Source organism: Phenylobacterium sp., assembly GCF_041919955.1.
Lineage (GTDB): Bacteria > Pseudomonadota > Alphaproteobacteria > Caulobacterales > Caulobacteraceae > Phenylobacterium.
Genome location: NZ_JAYRSU010000037.1, coordinates 1 through 21,977, shown reverse-complemented (window position 1 = coordinate 21,977; position 21,977 = coordinate 1). Strand labels below are relative to the sequence as shown.

Annotated in this window: 22 protein-coding genes; 12 read left to right on the top strand and 10 right to left on the bottom strand. The window is 67.2% G+C overall.

The window, feature by feature from the left end; genetic code table 11:
* The first annotated feature begins 129 nt into the window (after window positions 1-129).
* Window positions 130-1,227: a sulfatase/phosphatase domain-containing protein gene (locus ACE3T2_RS20465; RefSeq protein WP_374660822.1), complete on the top strand. Its 1,098-nt coding sequence runs from the start codon at window positions 130-132 to the stop codon at window positions 1,225-1,227.
* Window positions 1,228-1,235: 8 nt separating this feature from the next.
* Here the strand turns inward: ACE3T2_RS20465 and ACE3T2_RS20460 are convergent, their stop codons facing one another.
* The 3 genes from ACE3T2_RS20460 to ACE3T2_RS20450 form a co-directional block, all read right to left on the bottom strand.
* The gene (locus ACE3T2_RS20460; protein ID WP_374660818.1) at window positions 1,236-1,814 is read right to left on the bottom strand and encodes a hypothetical protein; all 579 of its coding nucleotides are present in this window, start codon (window positions 1,812-1,814) and stop codon (window positions 1,236-1,238) included.
* A gap of 289 nt (window positions 1,815-2,103) precedes the next feature.
* Entirely contained in the window at window positions 2,104-2,907 is an 804-nt protein-coding gene (locus ACE3T2_RS20455; protein ID WP_374660816.1) for a DUF1365 domain-containing protein, read from the bottom strand.
* Entirely contained in the window at window positions 2,904-4,235 is a 1,332-nt protein-coding gene (locus tag ACE3T2_RS20450) for an NAD(P)/FAD-dependent oxidoreductase (RefSeq protein ID WP_374660814.1), read from the bottom strand. The genes ACE3T2_RS20455 and ACE3T2_RS20450 overlap by 4 nt, the downstream gene beginning before the upstream one ends.
* A 15-nt stretch (window positions 4,236-4,250) precedes the next feature.
* Between ACE3T2_RS20450 and ACE3T2_RS20445 the strand changes: the two genes are divergently transcribed.
* Genes ACE3T2_RS20445 through ACE3T2_RS20435 form a run of 3 tightly spaced genes read left to right on the top strand, consistent with a single transcriptional unit; the run spans window position 4,251 to window position 6,411 of the window.
* Window positions 4,251-4,970: a sigma-70 family RNA polymerase sigma factor gene (locus tag ACE3T2_RS20445; RefSeq protein WP_374660812.1), complete on the top strand. Its 720-nt coding sequence runs from the start codon at window positions 4,251-4,253 to the stop codon at window positions 4,968-4,970.
* Window positions 4,967-5,608: a ChrR family anti-sigma-E factor gene (locus ACE3T2_RS20440; RefSeq protein ID WP_374660810.1), complete on the top strand. Its 642-nt coding sequence runs from the start codon at window positions 4,967-4,969 to the stop codon at window positions 5,606-5,608. The genes ACE3T2_RS20445 and ACE3T2_RS20440 overlap by 4 nt, the downstream gene beginning before the upstream one ends.
* An 8-nt stretch (window positions 5,609-5,616) precedes the next feature.
* Entirely contained in the window at window positions 5,617-6,411 is a 795-nt protein-coding gene (locus tag ACE3T2_RS20435; RefSeq protein ID WP_374660808.1) for a DUF1295 domain-containing protein, read from the top strand.
* Here ACE3T2_RS20435 and ACE3T2_RS20430 read toward each other — a convergent pair.
* Complete coding sequence (locus tag ACE3T2_RS20430; RefSeq protein WP_374660806.1) at window positions 6,408-6,815, bottom strand: DUF2177 family protein; 408 nt, start codon at window positions 6,813-6,815, stop codon at window positions 6,408-6,410. The genes ACE3T2_RS20435 and ACE3T2_RS20430 overlap by 4 nt on opposite strands.
* A gap of 90 nt (window positions 6,816-6,905) precedes the next feature.
* Entirely contained in the window at window positions 6,906-7,904 is a 999-nt protein-coding gene (locus ACE3T2_RS20425) for an amidohydrolase family protein (protein WP_374660804.1), read from the bottom strand.
* A gap of 180 nt (window positions 7,905-8,084) precedes the next feature.
* On the opposite strand from ACE3T2_RS20425, the gene ACE3T2_RS20420 reads away from it, so the two are divergent.
* The 6 genes from ACE3T2_RS20420 to ACE3T2_RS20395 are packed head-to-tail and all read left to right on the top strand — an operon-like array spanning window position 8,085 to window position 14,244.
* Entirely contained in the window at window positions 8,085-9,008 is a 924-nt protein-coding gene (locus ACE3T2_RS20420) for a VOC family protein (protein WP_374660802.1), read from the top strand.
* Window positions 9,009-9,034: 26 nt separating this feature from the next.
* The gene (locus ACE3T2_RS20415; protein WP_374660800.1) at window positions 9,035-9,904 is read left to right on the top strand and encodes a fumarylacetoacetate hydrolase family protein; all 870 of its coding nucleotides are present in this window, start codon (window positions 9,035-9,037) and stop codon (window positions 9,902-9,904) included.
* Window positions 9,897-11,387, top strand: a complete 1,491-nt coding sequence (locus ACE3T2_RS20410; RefSeq protein WP_374660798.1) for a bifunctional 3-(3-hydroxy-phenyl)propionate/3-hydroxycinnamic acid hydroxylase — start codon at window positions 9,897-9,899, stop codon at window positions 11,385-11,387. The genes ACE3T2_RS20415 and ACE3T2_RS20410 overlap by 8 nt, the downstream gene beginning before the upstream one ends.
* 8 nt (window positions 11,388-11,395) lie before the next feature.
* Window positions 11,396-12,022: a glutathione S-transferase family protein gene (locus ACE3T2_RS20405; RefSeq protein ID WP_374660796.1), complete on the top strand. Its 627-nt coding sequence runs from the start codon at window positions 11,396-11,398 to the stop codon at window positions 12,020-12,022.
* Window positions 12,023-12,685: a TetR/AcrR family transcriptional regulator gene (locus ACE3T2_RS20400; RefSeq protein WP_374660794.1), complete on the top strand. Its 663-nt coding sequence runs from the start codon at window positions 12,023-12,025 to the stop codon at window positions 12,683-12,685.
* Window positions 12,682-14,244 carry an AMP-binding protein gene (locus tag ACE3T2_RS20395; protein WP_374660792.1) on the top strand — a complete coding sequence of 521 codons (1,563 nt, stop codon included), beginning with the start codon at window positions 12,682-12,684 and terminating at the stop codon, window positions 14,242-14,244. The genes ACE3T2_RS20400 and ACE3T2_RS20395 overlap by 4 nt, the downstream gene beginning before the upstream one ends.
* 36 nt (window positions 14,245-14,280) lie before the next feature.
* Here ACE3T2_RS20395 and ACE3T2_RS20390 read toward each other — a convergent pair whose 3' ends face one another.
* Window positions 14,281-14,844 (bottom strand): TetR/AcrR family transcriptional regulator, encoded by a 564-nt coding sequence (locus ACE3T2_RS20390; protein WP_374660820.1) that lies wholly within the window; start codon window positions 14,842-14,844, stop codon window positions 14,281-14,283.
* A gap of 55 nt (window positions 14,845-14,899) precedes the next feature.
* On the opposite strand from ACE3T2_RS20390, the gene ACE3T2_RS20385 reads away from it, so the two are divergent.
* Complete coding sequence (locus ACE3T2_RS20385; RefSeq protein WP_374660790.1) at window positions 14,900-15,295, top strand: VOC family protein; 396 nt, start codon at window positions 14,900-14,902, stop codon at window positions 15,293-15,295.
* A gap of 16 nt (window positions 15,296-15,311) precedes the next feature.
* On the opposite strand, the gene ACE3T2_RS20380 is transcribed toward ACE3T2_RS20385, so the two are convergent.
* Complete coding sequence (locus tag ACE3T2_RS20380; RefSeq protein WP_374660788.1) at window positions 15,312-16,940, bottom strand: ABC-F family ATP-binding cassette domain-containing protein; 1,629 nt, start codon at window positions 16,938-16,940, stop codon at window positions 15,312-15,314.
* A gap of 214 nt (window positions 16,941-17,154) precedes the next feature.
* Between ACE3T2_RS20380 and ACE3T2_RS20375 the strand changes: the two genes are divergently transcribed.
* On the top strand, window positions 17,155-17,484 hold the full coding sequence (locus tag ACE3T2_RS20375) for a hypothetical protein (protein ID WP_374660786.1): 330 nt from the start codon (window positions 17,155-17,157) through the stop codon (window positions 17,482-17,484).
* 72 nt (window positions 17,485-17,556) lie between these two features.
* Here the strand turns inward: ACE3T2_RS20375 and ACE3T2_RS20370 are convergent, their stop codons facing one another.
* From ACE3T2_RS20370 to ACE3T2_RS20360, 3 genes are all read right to left on the bottom strand, one after another.
* Entirely contained in the window at window positions 17,557-18,273 is a 717-nt protein-coding gene (locus tag ACE3T2_RS20370; protein ID WP_374660784.1) for a PepSY domain-containing protein, read from the bottom strand.
* Window positions 18,273-18,986: a hypothetical protein gene (locus tag ACE3T2_RS20365; RefSeq protein ID WP_374660782.1), complete on the bottom strand. Its 714-nt coding sequence runs from the start codon at window positions 18,984-18,986 to the stop codon at window positions 18,273-18,275. Before ACE3T2_RS20365 ends, ACE3T2_RS20370 begins: the two co-directional genes overlap by 1 nt.
* A gap of 75 nt (window positions 18,987-19,061) precedes the next feature.
* On the bottom strand, window positions 19,062-21,743 hold the full coding sequence (locus ACE3T2_RS20360) for a TonB-dependent receptor domain-containing protein (protein ID WP_374660780.1): 2,682 nt from the start codon (window positions 21,741-21,743) through the stop codon (window positions 19,062-19,064).
* Window positions 21,744-21,977 lie beyond the last annotated feature (234 nt).

Here is a 21,977-nt window from a genome sequence, read left to right as displayed (position 1 = left end):
CTGATCCACCGTCGTCTTGAGCCCCGCCTCCGACCCTGCGTATGGACTCCAACGAAAAGCGCCTGGCCCTCCGGCCGGGCGCTTACGGCTGCCTCATCGCTTGACAAATGGACATGAGAGAAGGGGTACATCACCGACGAGCTCACCGACTATCAGCTCGAATGGCTGGACCACGGCCGCGACAAGTCCAAGCCTTTCTTCATCTACATGTCGCACAAGGCCGTGCACTCCGACGCCAAGCCTGCGCCCCGGCATGCGAGTCTGTACAAGGATCTGGACATCCAACTGCCGGCCAGCATGGCCAACACCGCGGAAAACAACCGCGGCAAGCCGATGTGGGTGCAGAACCAGCGCAACAGCTGGCACGGCGCGGATTTCGCCTATCACTCGCGGCGCGACCTGAAGGCCTATTTCCGCGACTACTACCGCACGCTCAGCGCTGTGGACGACAGCGTCGGGCGAACCCTGGCCTATCTGCGCAAGAACAATCTGGAGAAGGACACGCTCATCGTCTTCATGAGCGACAACGGCTTCCTGATGGGCGAACACGGCCTGATCGACAAGCGCAACGCCTATGAACCGTCCGTGCGCGTGCCGATGGTCGCCTACGCGCCCGGCCTTTTGCCCAAGGGAACGGTGAACGAGACCCGCATCCGCAACCTCGACATCGCCCCGACCTTCCTCGACGTCGCCGGCGTCAAGGCCCCGCCGCAGCTCGAAGGACGCAGCATCCTGCCGGTCGCCACGGGCGCGGTGGCCACCAAGGACTGGCCCGAGGACGATTTCATTTACGAGTACTATTGGGAATGGGGCTACCCGCAGACCCCGACGACCTTCGCGATCGAGCGCGGTCGGATGAAGTACATCCAGTACCACGGCGTCTGGGACCTGGAGGAACTGTACGACCTCGCCAAGGACCCTGGCGAGATGCGCAACCTGATCGACGATCCGGCCTATCTCACGACCAAGATCGCGCTGCGGGCGGGGCTGTTCGCCAAGCTCGCCAACGACAAAGGCGAGCACGTCGTGCCCTATACCCAACGCTACAGCTCGGGCCTCGTCCTCCGCGACAAGGACGGGCCGCCGGCCGCCCAGTTTCCCGAGCAGTGGTTGACCACGCCTGACCTGCCCGGTCGGATGAACGGCATCTTCCCCGACAGCCCGGAGAAGGCCGCAGCGGACAAGGCCGGCGCGGCCTATATGTGGCGACCCAAGACGTCGCAGTAGCGGATGGCCTAGCGAGGCAGGGGAGAGACCGCCAGGGCCGCCGCATCCAGGATCGCGTCGGCGTCGAGCCGGTAGGTTCGATAAAGGTCGGGGATGTCGCCCGACTGGCCGAACCGATCGAGGCCGAGCGGCGCGACCCGCTGGCCCAGGACGCCGCCTAGCCAGGAGAGGGTCACGGGAGGGCCGTCAATCGCCGTGGCCAGGACGGCATCCGGCGCCAAGCGGCCCAGCAGCCGCTCGATGTGGGAGAGACCCGGCTCGCCGCGCGCACGGCGCGTTAGCGCCGCGCTCCAGTCACGATGCAGGAGGTCCGGGCTGACGACCGCCAGCAGGCCCGCCTGCGGAATGTCCTCCAGCACCGCCTCGAACGCGGCCATGGCTTCGGGCGCAAGCACACCGGTGTAGACGATAGCGAGTTCGGCCTGCGGGCCCGGCGGAACGAGCCAGTAGGCGCCCGCCAGCAGATCGGCGACCTGCGCCTCGTCGAGCGTGCGGTCGATCTGATCCAGCGGCCGGGTCGAAAAATGTTTATGTCTGATGACGATTGGACAGGAGCGCCGCGTGCTCAGCTGCCTTGGCCTGGGCAAAGGCCGCGCCGTCGCGCGACTCCCAGCACCTTTCTGGCCAAGCCGCGCGCCGTCGGTGCGGTGGCTCGGGCCGGAGGATCGCAACATCTCCCAGGCCATCCATATTTCTGATAATATTCCTTAGGCGAAAATCCGATATGAAGCACCGCCAACGGACACGTGCAATGTCTAAGCGCTGTCTAGCGGCCCAAACGCATTCGGCGCGCCTCCTCTCACCGCGCAGCGTCAAGACGTAGGACATGGCCGCGCACTTGCGATCGTACAGCCCGGCGCTCGCCAAGCAGGTGCGTCAGCCCTTGCCTTGGCGCTCCGATGAAGCGTGCTGGATCGTGACCGGCTCGCAGGCCGGCGCAGGCTGTCGAGTCAGGGCCACGCCCTTTAGCCAGAGCCGCAGCGCCTCCCAGTGGATGGCCGCCATGACCTTGAGGGTCATGAAAGGTTGTGCAAAGGCCACCGACAGAAGTTCCGGATCCTGCAGCGGGCGCCGTCGGCCCAACATGGCGGCGGTGATCAGCAGGCCGTCTGCGTCCAATCCTCGGACGGTCATGTCCAAGCGCTCTCGCGGCGCATGACCACGGAACTCGTACGTCATGTCCATGCCCATGAAGGGCGAGACGTACAGGGCCTTGGCCGCGCCCTGCCGGATCGCGCCCTCGGCCTGATCTTCCGGACGCACGGGTAGGACGTACGAATGACGCACGCCAAAGGTGCTCGTCACCTCGTAGATCATCGCCACCAGGGCGCCGTCCGGCCGATGACAAAAATAGAAGCTGATTGGATTGAACACGTAGCCGAGCACCCTCGGCATGGTGAGAAGGCGGACGGCCACACCGGCTGTGTCAACCCCTGCCCGGTCTAGCCAGGCCTCGATCTGTGAACGCAGCGTCGCGGTCGAACCATCCCCGTAGTCACGGTCGTGGAACGCCAACAGGTTGAACCGATTGCGCGAGAATAGCCTCAGGCGCCGGTCCAGCCCGTCAATGTCGTCAAGGTCCAGCAGCAGCCAGAACACGCGGTAGCTCAGCCTATGCCCAGTGGGTCGCGTCCGCTGGTGGATCACGCGGCCTCGGTAGAGGGCCGAAGTCGGCGTCACGCCGCCTGCTCCATGGCGCGCTGCGCCGCGACCGACAAATGGATACGCCCGTTCTCTTGCTCGACAGACCACGGGCGTCGCACGCCGCCGAGTTGCTCTGCCACGGCAAGGCCCGACTGCAGGCCGTCCTCATGGAAGCCGGCGCCGAAATACGCTCCGCAGAACCAGACCCCGCCGCGTCCCTGAAGACTCCAGAGCCTTTTCTGAGCCTGGATTGCGGCTGGATTGAAAATCGGATGCTCGTAGATCTCGCTGCGCAGCAAGGCCCCAGGCCTCGGCGGGCGCGGCGGATTTAAGGTGACGAACAGGTCCTGGCCGGGCAGGCCCTGGAGTCTGTTCATCCAGTAGGTTACGCACAGGCCATCGCCCGTGCCGATATAGTTCCAGCTCGCCCAGGCGCGCCGTCGGCGGGGCATGAGGCCGCGGTCGGTGTGGAGAACGGTGAGGTTTCGGCTGTATTTGACGGCGCCGAGCATCTCCTTTTCCTGATCGCTTGGCTCATCCAGCATGGCCAGCGCCTGATCGGCGTGGGCGCCGATCACGACATGGTCGAAACGGTCCACGTGGCCCTGATCGTCGTGGACAAGCACGCCGTGGTCCGTCCGTTTCACGGCCCGCACCCCGGCGCCGAGACGAATATCCGAGATCCCTTGGGACAGCCGCTCGACGTAGGTGCGGCTCCCCCCCTCCACCGTCCGCCACACCGGCCGATCGACGAGCTTCAGCAAGCCATGATTGCCGCAGAACCGGATGAAGGCCTCGGCGGGATAGTCCATCAGCATCCGCGCGGGCGACGACCAGATGGCCGCCGCCATCGGTAGCAGATGATCATCGCGGAAGGCCTCGCTGAAGCCCTGGCGCTTCAGATAGTCGCCCAGGGTCAACTCCGGGTCGCCTATTCCGGCCAGATCGCCAGGCGCCTGCCGGTAGAAGCGCAGGATCTCCCGCAGCATCGACCAGAAGCGCGGGCTCAACAGATTGCGACGCTGGGCGAACAGCGCCGGAGCGGCGTACTCGAAACGTCCCTCGTCCAGCGAGACGGCGAAGGACATGTCCGTCGCCCGGCTCCTCACCCCAAGGTGCGCAAAGAGGGCGATGAGGTTCGGGTAGGTCACTTCGTTGAAACAGATGAACCCGGTGTCGACCGGCACATCGCCCATCCTCGTTTCGGCGGTCACCGTATTGGAATGGCCCCCGAGCCGGTCGGCCTTCTCGTAGATCGTCACCCGATGGTTCTGGGACAACAGCCACGCCGAGGACAGGGCTGCGATCCCCGAGCCTACGATGGCGACGTTCAGGGGCGGGCTGTCGGCGATGTTTGGCGACATGGAAAGCTCCAGCGGATGCAGGCGCCGGAAAGCGGTGCGAGCAGCGCCAATACGGGCCGACCTCTTCCGCGGATGGGTTTGATCCAGATTTTTCCGCCAAGCGTATTAGGCTCCATGCATGCTGAAGCCTCTTTCGCATCCTCGGAAAAGCGCGCTGGCGGAATGAACACCGACGCAGACGACGCTTTTTTGCATGACCGGCTGATCGAAGCCGTCGCCCTACGGCGTGATCGCGAGGCCTTTGCTCAACTGTTCGAGCACTTCGCCCCCCGCCTCAAGGCCTGGCTGATGAAGTCGGGGAGCAATGAGGCGTCAGCTGAAGATTTCGCCCAGGACGTCATGCTGACGGCGTGGCGTAAGGCGGATCTGTTCGACGCCCGCAAGGCGCGCGCAGCGACCTGGATTTTCACCATCGCCCGAAACCGGCGCATTGACACCTATCGTCGGGATGCGCGCGCCCTCCCCTTGCCGCAAATCGATCTCGCCGAAGATGATCTGATGGGCCCCGACGACATTTTGGTCATGGCTGACGACGCCCAGCGCGTCCGCAAGGCTGTGTCCAGCCTGAAACCAGATCAGATCGAGGTCCTGCGCCTCGCCTTCTTCCTGGACCGTCCGCATTCTGAAATCGCTCAACGCCTCGACCTGCCGCTAGGGACGGTCAAGTCCCGCATCCGCAACGCGATGATCAAGCTGCGGAGCATCCTCGAGCCGTCCGAGGAGTCGTCCCAATGAACCCTGCCCGCAATCCATCCGAAGAACGCCTGCTTGCCTATGCGGCGGGGACACTGAGCCCGCCCGAAGCGGTCGTTGTCGCGGCCCACTTGGCGCTACGTCCCGCCAACAACGCCTGGGTGCGGCGTCTTCAGTCGCTCGGCGGAGAATTCCTCGAGGAAGCTCAACCTTCGACGCTTTCGGATGGCGCACTGGCCCGAGCGATGGCGCGGATCGAGACGGACGCCGGCGAGGCGGCGCGAGCGCCGCCGCCCCCGAATGACATGCCCGAACTGCCCGAGCCCCTGCGGCGCTACGCTCTCGGCCGCTGGCGCTGGATTGGGCCTGGGATCAGAGCGCGCGACGTCCACGCGCCGCGCGATGGCGACTGCCGGGTCATCCTCTTGAAGATAGATCCCGGGCGCGCGACGCCCCGCCACACTCACGGCGGGGTCGAGCTGACCTGCGTTCTGTCGGGCGCCTACGCCACGGAGACGACGCGCTTCGACGTGGGCGATCTGGAGGAAGCCGACGAGGCGGTGCTGCACCAGCCGCGCGTCGTCTCCGAAGCGCCGTGCCTATGCGTCGTGGCCCTCGACGGGCAGATTCAGCCCGACGGCTGGATGGGCCGGCTGATCGCCCCCTTCATCCGGCTGTGATCGGGCCCATGCTGGCGCTGTGGAGCGCCGCAGCGCTCCTCATGGCCATCCTCATGACGTTCGCCTGGATGGTGCAGCGCCGCACCGGCCAAGGCGGCTGGGCCGACGCGTTCTGGTCGTTGGGCCTGGGGGCTGCGGGCGTCCTTGTGGCGCTCTATCCGTTGGAGAATGCGCCGCCGTCTGCTCGCCAATATCTGGCGGCGCTGCTGATCGGCGCCTGGGGTCTGCGGCTGGGCCTGCATATCGCAGCCCGCGCGGCGAAGGAGCCGGAAGACGCCCGTTACGCCCGCCTGCGCCAGGACTGGGGCGAGCACTTTCAGTCGCGGATGTTCGGCTTCCTGATGTTGCAGGCTGGGGCCGCGGCGCTGCTCGCGCTCAGCATCCTCGTGGCTGCGCGCAACCCTGCGCCCGGCCTCAGCGTGCAGGACGCCCTGGCCGCCATGATCTTCGCCATCGCCCTGGTCGGTGAAGGATGGGCCGATCGTCAGTTGGCGGCCTTCAAAGCCGACTCGGCCAATCACGGCAGGATCTGCGATGCGGGCCTATGGGCCTGGTCGCGCCACCCAAACTACTTCTTCGAGTGGCTTGGCTGGTGCGCCTGGCCGGTGCTTGCGATCGACCCCAGCGGTCAGTGGACCTGGGGGTGGATCGCTCTTTCCGGTCCCGTCTACATGTACTGGCTGCTGACGCGAGTGTCTGGCGTCCCGTTGCTGGAGGCTCATATGCGTCGCTCGCGGCCAGAGACCTTCGCCGCCTACGCTGCACGCACCAGCGTCTTCTTTCCCCGCCCGCCGCGCCGCTAAGCGACGCGGACCAGACGCATGGCCAGGGCGCAGGCGATCGCCGACGCGCCCGCGCTCACGCTCGCGCCCCAGGCCATGTCGATGAGGGACAGCCGCAGGCTCCAAGTCTTCAGGGTGGCCAGGTTGGTCAGGTCATAGGTCGCGTAGGCGAACAGCCCAAGCATTGCGCCCCAGAGCAGAGCCTTCTTCCAGTCGGCTTCCGCCAGGGCAGGCAGAACGGCGAACGCCGTCAATCCGGCCGCATAGAGCGCATAGAAGGCGAGCGCGGGAACCAGCCTGAAATTGTCGGCCAGCATAGAGCCGATCAACGGCCGATACAGCCGCTCGCCCATGGCGCCCAGCCAAGCCGTGTCGATTATGGCGAAGATCACCAAGGTCAGAACGTACGAGATCAGGATATTCACGGTCTCTCTCCGATGCGTCGCTGGGACTACGATCATCGTCGCCGTTCGGATCTCGTGCGCGCGGCGCTGTCACGTCGAGAAGACGGGCTCTCATTCCTTCCTGAGCGCGGCCAAGCGCGGGAAGAGCTTTTCCGCGTTCTCCCGGGCGAGCGCCTGCATCTCGGCATCGGTCAGACCATTCTGCGAGAGCTGGTGAATGTTGCGCGCCACGCCGATCTCCGGTGTGAACGGCCAATCGCTGCCAAACAGGACCTGGGAGATCGGCGCCAGACGACGAAGCCCCCCGAACGCCATGGGATGCCCTGAGAGGGCGACGTCGTAGTAGAGCCGCGCCAGGGTTTCGAAGACCTCGGCCTCGGACGCGGGTCGCGGATCGATGAAGGGCAGGTTTGCGAAGGCGGCGATGCGCGCGGCCAGAGCCGGCAGCGCCCCTCCGCCGTGCGGCACGATGACCCTGATGTCCGGATGGGTCTGGAGCATGCGGGAATAGAGCAGGTCGACCAGCGTGCGCGTCGTATCCAGGGGGAACTCCAGCATGGGCGCCGGCCGCCCCAGCCCCACGGCCTCGAAGCAGGCCGGGCTGGTAGGGTGGAGAAACAGCGTCGCCTTGCGCCGGTTCAGCTCCGCGAAGATCGGCGCGAAGGCCGGGGCGCCAAGATAGATCCCATCTACATTTGTCTCCAGGATGACGCCGTCGACGCCGAGGACGTCAAAGGCGTGTCGCATCTCCGCCAGCGACGCCTCGACATCGGGCATGGGCAAGGTGGCGAAGAAGCCGAACCGGCCTGGGTGAGCAGCGACAAGAGCCGCTCCGGCGAGGTTCACCTGCCGCGCGAGGCTCGCGCGCTCGGCAGGGGGCAGGAAGTGGGTCGAGGGTGACGACAGCGAGATCATCGCCGTTTCGATCTGCTGACGATCCATCATCTGCAGGGCTGCGTCGGCGCTCCATGCGGGCAGTGGCATGCCGCCGTCCACGGTGGTCAGCCCCGCCTTCGCCAGCGCCTCGGCGTAGAAGTCCGGCAGGAAATGCTGATGAACGTCGATCCGCCCACAGGCGCACCGGCCGCTCATGCTCTTGGCTTCGGCCATGTTGCTCCCCCTTCGCGAACTTGGCGCCCGTCGCACCCCACGCCGAAGGCTCGCGACGATATTTGACCATTTAGTCATACAGAAACGTCGCAAAGGCACGCAACGGTTAAAAGTTTTGACTTGCGTGCCGCCTCACGCGATTCAATAACTGACCAATTAGTCATCCAATGGACATTCGTTATGAGCACGATCAGGATCGAGGATATCGCCTTCGTCCGCTTCCGGGCGCCCGACCTGGCGCAGATGCGCGGCTTCCTCGAGGACTTCGGTCTCAGCGTCATCGAGCATGACGAGCGCCTGTTCGCGCGCGGAACCGGCGCCAATCCGTTCCTGCATTCCACGGAATTGGGCGAGCCCGGCTTCGCCAGCCTTGGCCTGCGCGCCGCCTCGCTGGCCGACCTCGAGGCCCTGGCCAACGCCGAAGGCGCGGACATCCGGCCGCTCGACGCGCCGGGCGGCGGCAAGGTCGTCGTGCTCAGCGATCCAGACGGCCGTCGGGTGGAGGTCGTTGCGGGCCAGACCGACGCCCCGCCTCTTCCTCCGCCTGCGCGCGAAGCTTGGAACACGGCGTCTGCGCGCCTGCGCGAGCGCCAGACCAAGCGCGTTGCAGCCGGCCCGGCCCATGTGGTGCGCCTTGGGCACTGCGTGCTGAACGTCGCGGACTTCCGCGCGAGCGAGCGCTGGTACAAGGAGCGTTTCGGCTTCATCACCTCGGACGAGATCGCCCTGACTCCCGAGTTCTCGGTCGGGGCTTTCATGCGCTGCGACCGCGGCGCGACACCGACCGACCACCACACCCTGTTCCTGGTTCAGAGCCCCAAGGGCCCCGGCTTCAACCACGCAGCCTTCGAGGTCGCCGATTTCGACGACCTGATGGCTGGCCACCAGGCCCTGAAGGAGGCTGGCCGCCACGCCGAGTGGGGCGTCGGGCGGCACATTCTCGGCAGCCAGGTGTTCGACTACTGGCGCGACCCCTGGGGTCATACCCTCGAACACTGGACAGACGGCGACCTGTTCACCGCGGCGGACGGATCGAACGTCGCCAGCCTTGCCGAACTGATGGGGGTCCAGTGGGGCCCGTCCGCCCCGCCGACCATGGGCTGATCGGCACGTTTCCTGAGGAAGATTCCATGAAGCTCACGACCTTTCAGACCGCCGGCGGCGCGCCCGAACTCGGCGCCGTCATGGACGGCGCCGTCGTCCCCCTCAACCGCGCCGCCCCTGGGCTTCCATCCGAGATGATCGGACTGATCACCGCCTGGCCGCAGATCGAGAACGAGGTCCGCGCGATCGCCGCGGCGAGCGCCGGCGCCCTGCCCCTGGATCAGGTCCGCCTGCTGGCTCCGATCCGCCGCCCGGGGAAGATCATGGCCATCGGCCTGAACTACGCCGACCATATCGCCGAGAGCAACCTGGGCACGCCCGAGCACCAGGTCTGGTTCTCCAAGGCCCCGACCGCCGCCAACGGCCCGTTCGATCCGATCGACGTGCCGAAGGTCTCCCAGGCCCTCGACTACGAGGCCGAGATGGTGGCCGTCATCGGCGCCAGCGGCCGCCACATCGGCAAGGCCGACGCAGCCAAGGCCGTGTTCGGCTACTGCGTCGGCAACGACGCCACCGAACGGGCCTGGCAGCACCGCACCCCGCAGTGGGTGATCGGCAAGTCCTTCGACACCCATGCCCCCTTCGGCCCGTGGATCACCACGGCCGACGAGGTTCCCGACCCGCATGCGCTTGACATCCGTTGCCTGGTCAACGGCGAGACCCGCCAGGACTCCAACACCAGGCACCTGGTGTTCGACGTGTGGGACCAGATAGAGCACCTGTCGCAGGCCATGACCCTGGAGCCGGGCGATCTGATCTTCACGGGCACCCCCGGCGGCATCGGCGCGGCGATGAAACCCATGCGGTTCCTCAAGGACGGCGATGTCGTGCGAATCGAGATCGACGGCCTCGGCGCCATCGAGAACCCCTGCGCCCCGGAGCCGGACCGTGCGTAAGGACGGCTTCGACTGCGACGTCCTGATCGTCGGCCTCGGCCCGGTCGGGGCGATGCTGGGCCTGCTGCTGGCTCGCGCCGGCGTCAGCACGATCGCGATCGAAAAGGACAGCGCCGTCTACCCGCTGCCGCGCGCCGCCCACTTCGATCACGAGATCATGCGCCTATTCCAGCAGGTCGGGATCGCAGAAGAGGTCGCGCGCCATGCCCAGCCGGCGCCGGCCTACGAATTCCGCGCCGCCGACGGCCAGGTCCTGATGCGGATGGACCTGCCGCAGATGGCCCCCTGCGGCTGGGCTACGGGCTACATGTTCCATCAGCCGGCGGTCGAGAACGCCCTACGCGACCGGCTCACCGACAGTCCATTTGCGCAGATGCGTCTGGGCCATCGCTTCGTCGGCCTTGAGCAGGATGCGGACGGCGTGACCGCGACGATCGCCGGGCCAGACGGCGAGCGCCAGGTGCGCGCCCGCTACCTGGTCGGCTGCGACGGCGCCTCCAGCGGCGTGCGAGAGGCGATCGGCGGCTCGCTCGACGACCTGCAGTTCGACGAGCCGTGGCTGGTGATCGACGCCGTGGTTCAGGACGTGGAGCGCCTGCCGAAGATCAACCTGCAGATCTGCGACCCGGCCCGCCCAACCACCTGCGTGCTGATGGGCCCCGGCCGCCATCGCTGGGAGTTCATGCTGCTGCCGGGCGAGACCGCGCAGCAGGTGCTGGACGACGGCTTCATCCAGCCGCTGCTGGACGCCTGGGACTGCGGCCCGATGCGCATCGAGCGCAAGGCGGTCTACCGGTTCCATGGGTTGGTCGCGAAGGATTGGCGCCACGGCCGGGTGCTGCTGGCCGGCGACTCCGCCCACCAGATGCCGCCCTTCGCCGGCCAGGGCATGTGCTCGGGCCTGCGCGATGCGGCCAACCTCGCCTGGAAGCTGCAGGCGGTGCTCGGCGGAAAGGCCGGCGAGAGCCTGCTCGACAGCTATCAGGTCGAGCGCGAGCCGCATGTGCGGACCTATATCCAGCTTGCGATCGGCATGGGCCAGGTGGTCTGCACCCTCGACCCGCACATCGCCGCCCAGCGCGACGCCGGCATGCTGGCCCAACGCGCGGCCGGCGCCCCGCCCCTGCCACCGGCGACGCCGGCTCCGTTGACCGGAAGCGGCGTGATGACGGGAACCCCGGCCGCCGGCGTCCTCTTCCCCCAACCGGTCGCTGAAGCGGCGGGCCGCCATGTTCGCCTGGACGACGTCCTTGGCGAAGGCCCCTGGCTGATCGCCCGCCAGGCTTGCGAGCACGAAGCCCTGCCCGCCGTGGCGCTCGCCGATCCGCGGCTCGCGCCGTTCGGCGACACGCTCGCCCGGTGGCTCGATCTGCACCAGACCGCCGCGGTGCTGGTCCGCCCGGACCGCTACGTGTTCGGAACCGGCGAGCCGGCCACCCTCGCCGCCGCGTACCGCCGCGCCCTGCAGGGTCAGATCACCTAGGAGATCCCATGCTTCGTCTGCACCATTCGCCGCTGGCCTGTTCGCTGGCCAGCCGCCTCGCGCTCGCCGAGGCTGGCCTTCCGCATGAGATCGTCGTCGTGCGCACGGCGCGCGGAGAGAACCGTACGCCGGCCTATCTTCAGGTGAACCCGCGCGGCAAGGTCCCTGCCTTGCAGACCGACGACGGCGTTCTGACCGAGTCGACGGCGATCCTGCCCTACATCGCCGACCTCTCGCCGGGCCTGCTGCCGCCGGCCGGCGGTTTCGCCCGCGCCCAGGCGCAGGCCTGGCTCTCCTTCCTCTCCAGCACCGTGCATGCGGCGTTTACGGGCGCCCTGCGCGCCGAGGCGTTCGAGGGCTGCGACGTCGAAGCGGTGCGCGCCGTCCACGTCGCCCGGCTGCAGGCGGCGCTGGAGGAGATCGATGCTCACCTGGCCGGGCGGGATCACATGCTGGAGGCCTTCAGCGCCTGCGACCTGTATCTGCTGGTCTTTCTGCTCTGGCGCGGCGCCCCGCAGGTCGCCGGACGACTGACGCCCCTGGCGAACCTCGACCGCTTCCAGCAGCATATGCTCTCGCGTCCGGCCGTCGCGGCGGTGATGGGCGAGGAGATGAAGCTGATGGCGGAGACCTGAATGAGCGGCAAGCGGATCGAACGCGCGGAGCGCACGCGCGCGGCCCTGGTCGCCGCCGGCCGCCGCCTGTTCTGCGAGCGGCCGGTCGACGCCGTGGCGATCGACGACATCGTCCAGGCGGCCGAGGTCTCGAAGGGCAGTTTCTACAACCACTTTCCGGACCGGGACGCCCTGGTCCGCGAGGTGACCGCCGAGATCCGCGCCGAGGTAGAGCGCGCCGTGACCCGCGCCAACGCCGAGATCCAGGACCCGGCCCACCGCATGGCCAGGGCGGTCTGCGTCTATCTGCGCTATGCGATCGACGATCCAGAACGGGCGGGCGTGCTGGTGAGAATCCACAGCGGCCACACCTCGACCGCCACCCCGCTGAACAAGGGACTTGTGGACGATGTCGCCCAGGGACTGGCTCAGGGCCGGTTCGCGGTCGCGACCACCGAGTCGGCGGTGCTCTACGTGCTGGGCGTCGCCCAGCTGGCGCTGATCCGCGTTACGCAGGAGCCGGCCGTCCCCTTCGCCGTCAGCCTGGCTCAGCAGATATGCACGCTGCTGCTGCGCGGCCTTGGCGTCCCCGGCCATGAACCCGAGGCCATCGCCGCCCAGGCCGCCGACGAGATCGTGCGGCAGTCGACCTTCCGAGACAAAGCCGCGGGAGCAGCCCATTGAGCCCGCGGCCGGTGACGCCCTTCGAGGCGATGGACATCCGCACCCTGATCGACAATCAGGCGCTCGCCCGCGCCGACCGCCCCTGGCTGAGCTGGGAGCCTTTCGAGGGCGAACCGCTCACCTGGACCTATGCGGAGTTCCATCAGGTCTTGCGCCGCTTTGCGGCGGGGCTGCAGGCGCGCGGGGTCAGGCCGGGCCAGCGCGTGCTGGTTCACCTCGACAATTGCCCGGAGTCGGTGATCGCCTGGCTAGGCTGCGCCTATGCCGGCGCCGTGGCGGTCACGACCAACGCCAAGTCCAGCGCCGACGAGATCGCCTATTTCGCCGACCATAGCGGTGCGGTCGGCGCGATCACCCAGCCGAAGTTCGCCGACCTGGTGGCCGCCGCCGCGCCGGACCTGCCCTGGCGCGCCGTCACGGCCACCGACAACGGCGCGCCGCCTGAAGCGCTACCAGAAGGGTTCGAGCCGTTCACGGCCATCGACGGCGATCCTGACGGTCTGGCCGCGCGCCCACATGATCCCTGGGCGGATTTCGCCATCCAGTACACGTCGGGCACCACTGCACGCCCCAAGGCGGTGCTTTGGACACATGGCAACGCCCTCTGGGGCGCGCGCTCCTGCGCCCAGAACGAGGACCTTCGGCCGGACGACGTCCACCTGACACACCTGCCGCTGTTCCATACGAACGCCCAGGCCTATTCCGTCCTGGCCTCGCTGTGGGCCGGCGCGCACGTCGTGCTCATGCCCCGCTTTTCCGCCTCCCGCTTCTGGCCGGTGTCGCTGAAGCACGGCGCGACCTGGACCTCGGTCGTGCCGTTCTGTGTAAAGGCGCTGGCCGCCCAGCCGTCCCCGCCCGCGCACAGCTACCGCTTCTGGGGCAATGCGATCTGCGAACCGGCGTGGGACAAGCGTTTCGGCGTCAAGACCATCGGTTGGTGGGGCATGACCGAGACCATCGCCCACGGCACGGTCGGCTCTTCGCGCCAACCCGACGCGCCCATGTCGATGGGCCGCCCGGCTCCCGGCTACGAGATCCATGTCCTCGACAACGACGGAAACCCCGTCGCGCCGGGCGAGATCGGCGACCTGTTCGTCGGGGGCTGGCGTGGGGTCTCGCTGTTCAAGGAATACGCCGGCGATCCGGCCGCCACCGCCGCGGCCTTCCGCGAGGACGGGCTCTTCATCACCGGAGACCGGGTCCGCCTGGGGCTCGACGGATTCCTGTACTTCGCCGACCGCTCCAAGGACATGCTGAAGGTCGGCGGCGAGAATGTCGCCGCCTCGAAGATCGAGCGCGTCATCGCCGGCGTGCCCGGCGTCGCCGAGGTCGCCGTGGTCGCCAAGAAGCATCCGATGCTAGACGAGGCCCCGGTCGCCTTCGTCATCCCTCACGACGGCGCCGCGTCCGATCTGCAGGCCCGCATCCTCGCCGCCTGCGCCCAGGCGCTGGCCGCCTTCAAGCAGCCCCACGAAGTCCGACTGGTCCCAAGCCTCCCGCGTTCCACGCTGGAGAAGGTCGCCAAGGCCGAGCTCCGAGCCATGCTGACCGACACCTAGGCGGCCGCCCGCCCCGGTTGCCCGACACAAACCAAGTCAGCCCTCAAGCAGCTCCAGTGCGCGGGTGCGCGCCGAGCGCCTGAGAGACGCCCCGAGCTCGGCATCGTCGGTCGTGCTGGCCAGCACCATCGCCCCGACGCAGATCGAGACGATGGCGTTGGCCCGCTCCGTCGCGTCCGGACGGGCAGAGAACGCCGCGCGAAAGATCGCCGCCGTGCGCCGGATCAATTGGGTATAGGCCGACTTCGGCGCCGCCCCGCTTCTGGAGACATCCGCGGGGAGAGCGAAGAGCGGGCACTGCTGGCACGGCCGCCGGAGCATTCCGTCGGACAAATAGAAGTCGACGAACCAGCATGCCAGCTCGTGCGGGGTCCGCCCCGGTTCCGCCCACGGCGTCGCCCGCGCGTAGCTGTCCACCGCCGCGCAGAACAGCTCATCCTTGTCCCGGAAGTGGTTGTAGAAGCCGCCACGCGTGAGCCCGGCCTGCGCCATCACTTCGTTGATCGTCACCCGTTCGAACCCGCGCAGCGTGAATAGCTCGCGAGCTGCGCTGACGATCCGCGCCCGGGTCCGCGGCTTGTGGGTTGGCGAGTAAGGCATGCTCAAAATATGTCCATGAACATATTTTGAGCATGCCTATGGTGCGTCAAGCCTCATGGAGCAGACGATGATCGACCATACTGGCATTGGCGTCGCCGATGTCGCGCGTTCCGCCGCCTTCTACGACGCCGTCCTTTCAGCGCTCGGATTGCACCGGGTCATGCAGTTGCCTGAAGACGACGGGTCGGACGGCGTGGGTTACGGCGTCGACTATCCGGTCTTCTGGATCGACCGGTTTCATCCGCACAGCGTCCGGCAGCACACGGCGTTTGCGGCGCGCAGTCGCGCCGACGTCGACGCCTTTCACGCTGCGGCGCTGGCGGCCGGCGGACAGGACAATGGCGCCCCCGGGCTGAGGGCCCCCGCCCTGGGATATCCGCCCGGCTACTACGCCGCATTCGTACTCGATCCGGACGGAAACAATATCGAAGCGGTGCTGCGCGAAGCCTGAGGGGCCGGAACGGGGGCTACCCCCCGGGGTGCAGGCCCGGGGCTTCCTGGCCGGTGCGGGCGACATATTCGGTGTAGCCGCCGCCGTACTGGTGGACGCCGTCGGGAGTCAGCTCCAGCACGCGGTTCGACAGCGCGCCCAGGAAATGGCGGTCGTGCGAGACGAAGAGCATGGTGCCTTCGAAGTCCGCCAGGGCGGCGACCAGCATCTCCTTGGTCGCCATGTCGAGGTGGTTGGTCGGCTCGTCGAGCACCAGCAGGTTCGGCGGGTCGAACAGCATCTTGGCCATGACCAGGCGCGCCTTCTCGCCGCCGGAAAGGACGCGGCAGGGCTTTTCGACATCGTCGCCGGAGAAGCCGAAGCAGCCGGCCAGGGTGCGCAGCGCCCCCTGCCCCGCCTGGGGGAACGAGCCCTCCAGCGACTCGAAGATCGTCTCTTCGCCGTCCAGCAGGTCCATGGAGTGCTGGGCGAAGTAGCCCATCTTGACGCTCGCGCCGATGTTGACCGCGCCCTGGTCGGGCTCGGCGGCGCCGGCCACCAGCTTGAGCAGGGTCGACTTGCCGGCGCCGTTGGCGCCGAGGACGCACCAGCGCTCCTTGCGGCGAACCAGGAAATCGAGGCCGGTATAAATCGGCTGGGCGCCGTAGCCCTTATGGACATTGCGCAGGCTGACCACATCCTCGCCCGAGCGCGGCGGGCTCTGGAACTCGAACTGGACCGACTGGCGGCGGCGCGGCGCCTCGACGCGTTCGATCTTGTCGAGTTTCTTCACCCGGCTCTGGACCTGGGCGGCGTGGCTGGCGCGCGCCTTGAACTTCTCGATGAACTTGATTTCCTTCGCCAGCATGGCCTGCTGGCGCTCGTACTGCGCCTGGCGCTGCTGTTCGGTGAGCGCGCGCTGCTGGTCGTAGAAGTCGAGGTCGCCCGAATAGGTGATGAGCGAACCGGCGTCGATCTCGACCACCTTGCCGATGATGCGGTTCATGAAGGCGCGGTCGTGCGAGGTCATCAATAGCGCGCCGTCGTAGGACTTCAGGAACGCCTCCAGCCAGATCAGGCTTTCCAGGTCCAGGTGGTTGCTGGGTTCGTCCAGCAGCATGCCATCGGGCCGCATCAGCAGGATGCGGGCCAACGCCACGCGCATCTTCCAGCCGCCGGAGAGCAGGCCCACGTCGCTGTCCATGCGTTCCTGGCTGAAGCTCAGGCCCGCCAGCACCTCGCGCGCGCGAGCCTCCAGCGCATAGCCGTCCAGTTCCTCGAAGCGCTCCTGCACCTCGCCGTAGCGTTCGATGACGTCCTCAAGCTCGTCGGCGCGATCGGGGTCGACCATGGCCGCCTCGAGTTCGGCCATTTCGGCGGCCAAGGCGCTGACTGGGCCGACGCCGTCCATCACGGCTGCGACCGCGCTCTGGCCCGACATCTCGCCCACGTCCTGGCTGAAATAGCCGATCGTCATGCCGGGATCGATCACCACCAGGCCGTCGTCGGGCTGCTCCTGGCCGGTGATCATGCGGAACAGCGTCGTCTTGCCAGCGCCGTTCGGGCCCACCAGCCCGACCTTCTCGCCCTTCTGGACCCCCATCGAGGCTTCGATGAAGAGAATCTGGTGGCCGTTCTGCTTGGAGATGTTTTCGAGGCGGATCATGGGGCGGCCTGCTAACTCGGGCGGACAAAGAACGCCAGTCCTCGCGCCGAACATACGAGAGCGGCCGACCGATTTGGCGGTGCGCGCCAATAGGCCAGCCAGTTTCCTCGCCGCATCGAGCGCCGTGAGACGATTTGTGATCGGTGAAGTCCGGCGCGACTCGCTAGCGTTCGGCATGGATTCCCGAAGGCGACGCAGCTGCGTCGAGAGAACCATGACCGACCAGGCGTCACCTCAGCAAAGCGCCGCGCCGGCTTCACCGACGCCGAAGCCGCGCCGCGACCATCTCGGCGTCGCCAAGTCCTGGCTGGTCTCGTGGCTGATCATGGCGATCACCGCCGCGCCGATCTACGCCGCCATCCTGACCTTCGTGGAACGCCGGATCGCCACGACGCCGTTCGGCGTTGCGGACCCGCCTGCCGAGCCGGTCATGCTGTCCATCGCGCGGCGCCTGACGCCGGAGACCGCGACGACAGCGATCCTGTTCTTCTTCGCCATGTCGCTGATCGCCGGCCTGGCGAGGCTTGTCCGTCGGCGCAAATAAACGAGATCGTCCGGCCTCAGGCGATGACGGCCGCTCGACCTGCGCCGCGCCCGTAGGCGCGCGCTCCGACGCCTAGCGCCCGCGCATCCGCTCCCATGGATCGACGATCCAGGCGAAGTCGCTGCGGCGGAAGGCGCGGAACAGGAGGATCAGACCGCTCAGCGCCAGCCAAGCGACACCGGTGGCCACGGTGACGATCAGTGGGTGATTGAAGCTCTCGCGCTCGGTGTAGTCCATGATGTGGATCATCCAGAACACATCCCACAGCCGCCAGGTGTCGTTGCGCAGGCCCAGCACCTCGCCGGTCCGCGCCGAGACGAACAGCGTCGTATGCTGGTCGTCCGTGAACTCGACGCGCCAGGCCGGCAACGCAAGCTTGCGGGTCTCCAGGTCCGGGGTCTCGATCTTGCGGATCGAGGCGACGCCCTCCGGTCCCTTGAACACGGCGGCCGCCAGACGCCCCGCCTTGTCTGCGTCTATCGTGACCGGCGCGGCGGTGGCGGCGTCCAGCAAAGTCACCCCCTCGGCCGTGGTCGCTTCATAGACCGGGGCCGCGCCGAGGCCCTTGATCCGGAGCTTCAGGATCGGCTGGCCGACTGCGCCGGCGACCTGCGACAGGCTCGCCGCCTCCACCGGCAGGATCACCGGGGCGCGTTCGCGCACCGACGTCTCGCCCGAGACCTTATGATGGTCGAGCAGCGCCATCATCGCGCCGCTGACCGACCAGAGCAGGAACAGCAGGCCAAGGATCAGGCCGAACCACTTGTGCAGAGTGCGGATCAGGAACATCAGGCGGCGGCCTTGGCTGGCGCCTTTCGCACACGGCGACGGCGGCGGAAGCTGTAGAGGAGGAGCCAGGCGCCGGTGGCGCTGGTGGCGACCGCCATCCAGGTGGCGACGCGCAGGAGGATGTTGTTCACGTCCTCGCGTTCTTCGTAGTCCATGATGTGGAACATCCAGACGAAGTCGAAGATGCGCCACAGGTCATGCCGCTTTGCGACCAGTTCGCCGCTCTGCGGAGAGATGTAGAGCGTCGGCTTCCACATCCCCTCGAACTGGACCCGCCAGATCGGCGCCGGCCGACCGCGGATCTCGCCCGGGACCTCGTCCAGCAGCTCGATCTTCGTGACGCCGCCCTGCCCCGCATAGAGCGAGATGGCGCGATCGCGCGCCGCCGCCTCGTCCAGCGGCGACAGCAGCTCGCCATTTCTGGCGTCGAACAGCATCTTCCCCGGCACGCCGTCGACGACGTAGACCGGCGCTCCGACCTGGCGGTCGAGCTTCACCAAATAGGCGCCGCCCGGCAGCAGCGAGGTCGGCTCGACCAGGCCGTTGAGCGCGATGGGCGCCGTCGATGCGGGCCGGACCAAGTGGTCGCCATGGATGATGTCGATGTGGACGGCCGTCATGTAGAGGCCGCTGAGGGTCCAGAAGACCGCCTGGACCGCCACGATCAGGGCGAGCCATTTGTGACTTGTTCGTGCGAGGGCCGGCAACCGCATGTCGGTATCTCGTCAGGGAAACAAATGAATCTGACGCCGGACGGCCGTGGGGCGACCGCCCGGCGTCAAAGCGCCTTAGTTGAACTGGTAGGTCAGCCGCACGTAACCGCGCCGACCCAGGAGGTCGTAGGTCATGGTGTCGGTGTTCCCATCCGTCCAGCTTTTGATGAAGGGCGCCTTCTCGTCGAAGATGTTGTCCACGCCAACGGCGATGTCCGCCGCCTCGCCCAGGCGATAGGCGAACTGCGCGTTGTGGTAGAACACGTTCGGCGTCTTGAAGCCGATCTCGCTGGGCTTGGCGTTGAAGTCGATGGCCTGGCCGATCAACTGGATCGAGTAGGTCCCGGTCCAGCGCTCGTCCGAGATCGAGAAGCTGGCGTTCGAGCGCCAGTGCGGATAGCCGCCGTTGCCGCCGCCGATCCGCCCGTCGAACACGATCTTGTCGCCGCCCGGGAAGGGCGTGATCACGTACTCCGCCAGATAGGTCGTATTCCAGTCGAAGCTGGCGCGGCGCTCGCCGATGTCGAAGTCGTAGCGCACGCCGAAGTCGACGCCCTTCATCCGCTCCTGGCCGGTGTTGACCGGCTGGGCCGAGAGGAAGTTGACCTCGCCGGTCAGCGGACTGCGCGTGAAGCTGTCGGCGCCGCAGAACGGGTGGGCCAGGTTCGGCGTGGCGTAGCAGACCGCCAGCTTGGTCGAGCCCGGGATCGAGCGGATGGCGTCCTCGATCTTGATGTCGAAATAGTCGATGGTCAGCGACAGGCCGTTCAGCTGCGGCGGCTGCCAGACGAGGCCCAAGGTCAGGGTCTCGGCGGTTTCCGGCTGAAGGTCCTTGTTGCCGCCGACCGTGGTCAGAACGGTGTTGCCGAGCTGGACGTAGCCGGCCGGCACCTTCGAAGCCTGGCAATTGGCGATCAGGGTCGCATTGCCGCTGGTGGAATAGCGGCTGCATGGGTCGGTGGTGGTCAGGTTGCCCTCGGCCACGCCGCCGAACAGTTCCGGCACGCTCGGGATCCGGAAGCCGGTGCCGAACATCGCGCGCAGACGGACGCCTTCGGCCACCGTCCAGTTCAGACCGAGCTTGTAGGTCTGGTTGCTGCCGAAGAGATCGTAATCGGAATAGCGGATGGCGGCGTTCAGCTCGAGCCGCTTGACCAGCGGCAGGTCGGCCAGCAGCGGCGCCGAGGCTTCCAGATAGGCCTCCTTTGCCGTAACCGAGCCGGCGATCGGGTCCTGCTGGTTGGTGTTGGCCACGCCCAGCACGGTCAGCGCGTCCGGGTTGCGCCACCCCTCCTCCTTGCGCCAGACAAGGCCCGCCGCCACGCCCACCGGGCCGGCGGGCAGGTTGAACGCCGTACCGGTCACGTCGAAGGTCACGCTCGACTGCTCGTTTCCGCCGGTGTCGCGGGTGGTGAAGAGGATGTACTTCAGCACGTCGGGCGTCAGGTCGCCGAAGCCGAGATAGTCGGCGCACGGAATCGCCGCGCCCGGGGTCGTGCTGCAGACCGCGGTGTTGATCGAGTTGCGGACGCGCTCGAGGTTGGCGACGTTGGTGCTGCCGTCGATGCCGGTGTTGCGGCCCCAGTTCACAGCCGCTTCCCAGGTCCAATCGCCGGCGATGGCGCCGCGCGCGCCGCCCACCAACCGATATGTGTCGGTCTCCTGGTAGAATTCACGCGGACCTGGCTCGGCCAGCCGCCGCTGGATCAGGGTGATGGCCTGGCCAGTGGGATTGGTCGGGTTGTTGGCGGCGATGGCCAGGTTGCGCAGGGTGCCTGGCGTGGCGATCTGGTTGCTTTCGCGGTGAGTGAAGAAGAACTCGCCGAACAGTTCGACCTTGTCGTTCAGCTCGTACTTGGCCAGCACCGCGGTGCTGATCCGCTCGATCGGCGAAACCGCATTCAGGTACGGATTGGAGTTGAAGTTGTGCTTGGCGGCGTCATAGGGCTCGTAGAAGTTCCCATTTCCGCCCGGCGTCTGATTGAAGTTGATCTGCTGGCCGTTGGGCAACACCGCACGGCCGCCGATGGTCGAAGCGCTGGACACGCAGACCAGCTTGCCGCCGACTTCGCCGAAACCGCACGGCGCGCGGCTGGCCAGGTTCACCTCCTCGGTCTTCTGCCAGGTCAGACCGGCGATGATGCTGCCGCGTTCGCCGCGCATGCCCCACAACACGTCGACGTTGTACTCGGCCCCGTCGCCTTCCCCGGTGATCCCATACTTGCCGGTGAGCTTCAGTCCTTCGAAGTTGTCCTGGGTGATGATGTTGACCACGCCGGCCACGGCGTCGGCCCCGTAGATCGCCGACGCGCCGTCCTTCAGTACGTCCATCCGGCCGATGATCGCGGCCGGGATCATGTTCAGGTCAGGGGCGCTGTTGGCGCCAGTGCCGCCGTTCACGACCCGGCGGCCGTTGATCAGGGTCAGGGTGCGGTTGATTCCCAGACCACGCAGATTGACCTGAGCGGTGCCATAGCCGTTCCCCGTCCAATAGGCGTTGGTCTGGCTGCCCGCGTTGCCTGCCGACGCCGGCAGGCGCTGCAGAAGGGTCTCGACATTGGAGACGCCGGTGTGGGCGATCTGCTCCATGCTGACCACGGTCGCGGGACCGACGCCGGTGATGTCGGCGCGCTTGATCCGGCTGCCGGTGACGACGATCTCGTCGACCTCGGACGATTGCGCCCAGGCCTGGCCGCTGGCCAACGCCCCGGTCAGCATCGCGCTCGCCAGCAGCAGACGCTTCGAAATACGGTTCATAACCTACCCCCTGTCAGGCTGATGTCGGGCAAGCCGCTCCCGTCGCGAGAAACCCCTTCGCCCCCGCGCGCCGCCCGTCATGTCTATACATATTCAGCGTCAGAGAACTGGTCTGCGCCCCAGGAAGTGATCCATCCCTTATGTTGGTCCGAGGACCATTTGGATGGAACGAGAGATGGCAAGGAAGCGTCACAAGCCGGAAGAGATCGTCGCGAAGCTGCGGCAAGTTGATGT

What these genes read in the sequence shown, in the direction of transcription:
- ACE3T2_RS20425 (WP_374660804.1), bottom strand. Translation starts at nt 7,904, where the DNA reads ATGGCCGAAGCCAAGAGCATGAGCGGCCGGTGCGCCTGTGGGCGGATC.
- ACE3T2_RS20390 (WP_374660820.1), bottom strand. Translation starts at nt 14,844, where the DNA reads ATGCCTTACTCGCCAACCCACAAGCCGCGGACCCGGGCGCGGATCGTC.
- ACE3T2_RS20405 (WP_374660796.1), top strand. Translation starts at nt 11,396, where the DNA reads ATGCTTCGTCTGCACCATTCGCCGCTGGCCTGTTCGCTGGCCAGCCGC.
- ACE3T2_RS20435 (WP_374660808.1), top strand. Translation starts at nt 5,617, where the DNA reads ATGCTGGCGCTGTGGAGCGCCGCAGCGCTCCTCATGGCCATCCTCATG.
- ACE3T2_RS20415 (WP_374660800.1), top strand. Translation starts at nt 9,035, where the DNA reads ATGAAGCTCACGACCTTTCAGACCGCCGGCGGCGCGCCCGAACTCGGC.
- ACE3T2_RS20440 (WP_374660810.1), top strand. Translation starts at nt 4,967, where the DNA reads ATGAACCCTGCCCGCAATCCATCCGAAGAACGCCTGCTTGCCTATGCG.
- ACE3T2_RS20365 (WP_374660782.1), bottom strand. Translation starts at nt 18,986, where the DNA reads ATGCGGTTGCCGGCCCTCGCACGAACAAGTCACAAATGGCTCGCCCTG.
- ACE3T2_RS20445 (WP_374660812.1), top strand. Translation starts at nt 4,251, where the DNA reads ATGCAGGCGCCGGAAAGCGGTGCGAGCAGCGCCAATACGGGCCGACCT.
- ACE3T2_RS20420 (WP_374660802.1), top strand. Translation starts at nt 8,085, where the DNA reads ATGAGCACGATCAGGATCGAGGATATCGCCTTCGTCCGCTTCCGGGCG.
- ACE3T2_RS20375 (WP_374660786.1), top strand. Translation starts at nt 17,155, where the DNA reads ATGACCGACCAGGCGTCACCTCAGCAAAGCGCCGCGCCGGCTTCACCG.
- ACE3T2_RS20370 (WP_374660784.1), bottom strand. Translation starts at nt 18,273, where the DNA reads ATGTTCCTGATCCGCACTCTGCACAAGTGGTTCGGCCTGATCCTTGGC.
- ACE3T2_RS20400 (WP_374660794.1), top strand. Translation starts at nt 12,023, where the DNA reads ATGAGCGGCAAGCGGATCGAACGCGCGGAGCGCACGCGCGCGGCCCTG.
- ACE3T2_RS20360 (WP_374660780.1), bottom strand. Translation starts at nt 21,743, where the DNA reads ATGAACCGTATTTCGAAGCGTCTGCTGCTGGCGAGCGCGATGCTGACC.
- ACE3T2_RS20380 (WP_374660788.1), bottom strand. Translation starts at nt 16,940, where the DNA reads ATGATCCGCCTCGAAAACATCTCCAAGCAGAACGGCCACCAGATTCTC.
- ACE3T2_RS20385 (WP_374660790.1), top strand. Translation starts at nt 14,900, where the DNA reads ATGGAGCAGACGATGATCGACCATACTGGCATTGGCGTCGCCGATGTC.
- ACE3T2_RS20450 (WP_374660814.1), bottom strand. Translation starts at nt 4,235, where the DNA reads ATGTCGCCAAACATCGCCGACAGCCCGCCCCTGAACGTCGCCATCGTA.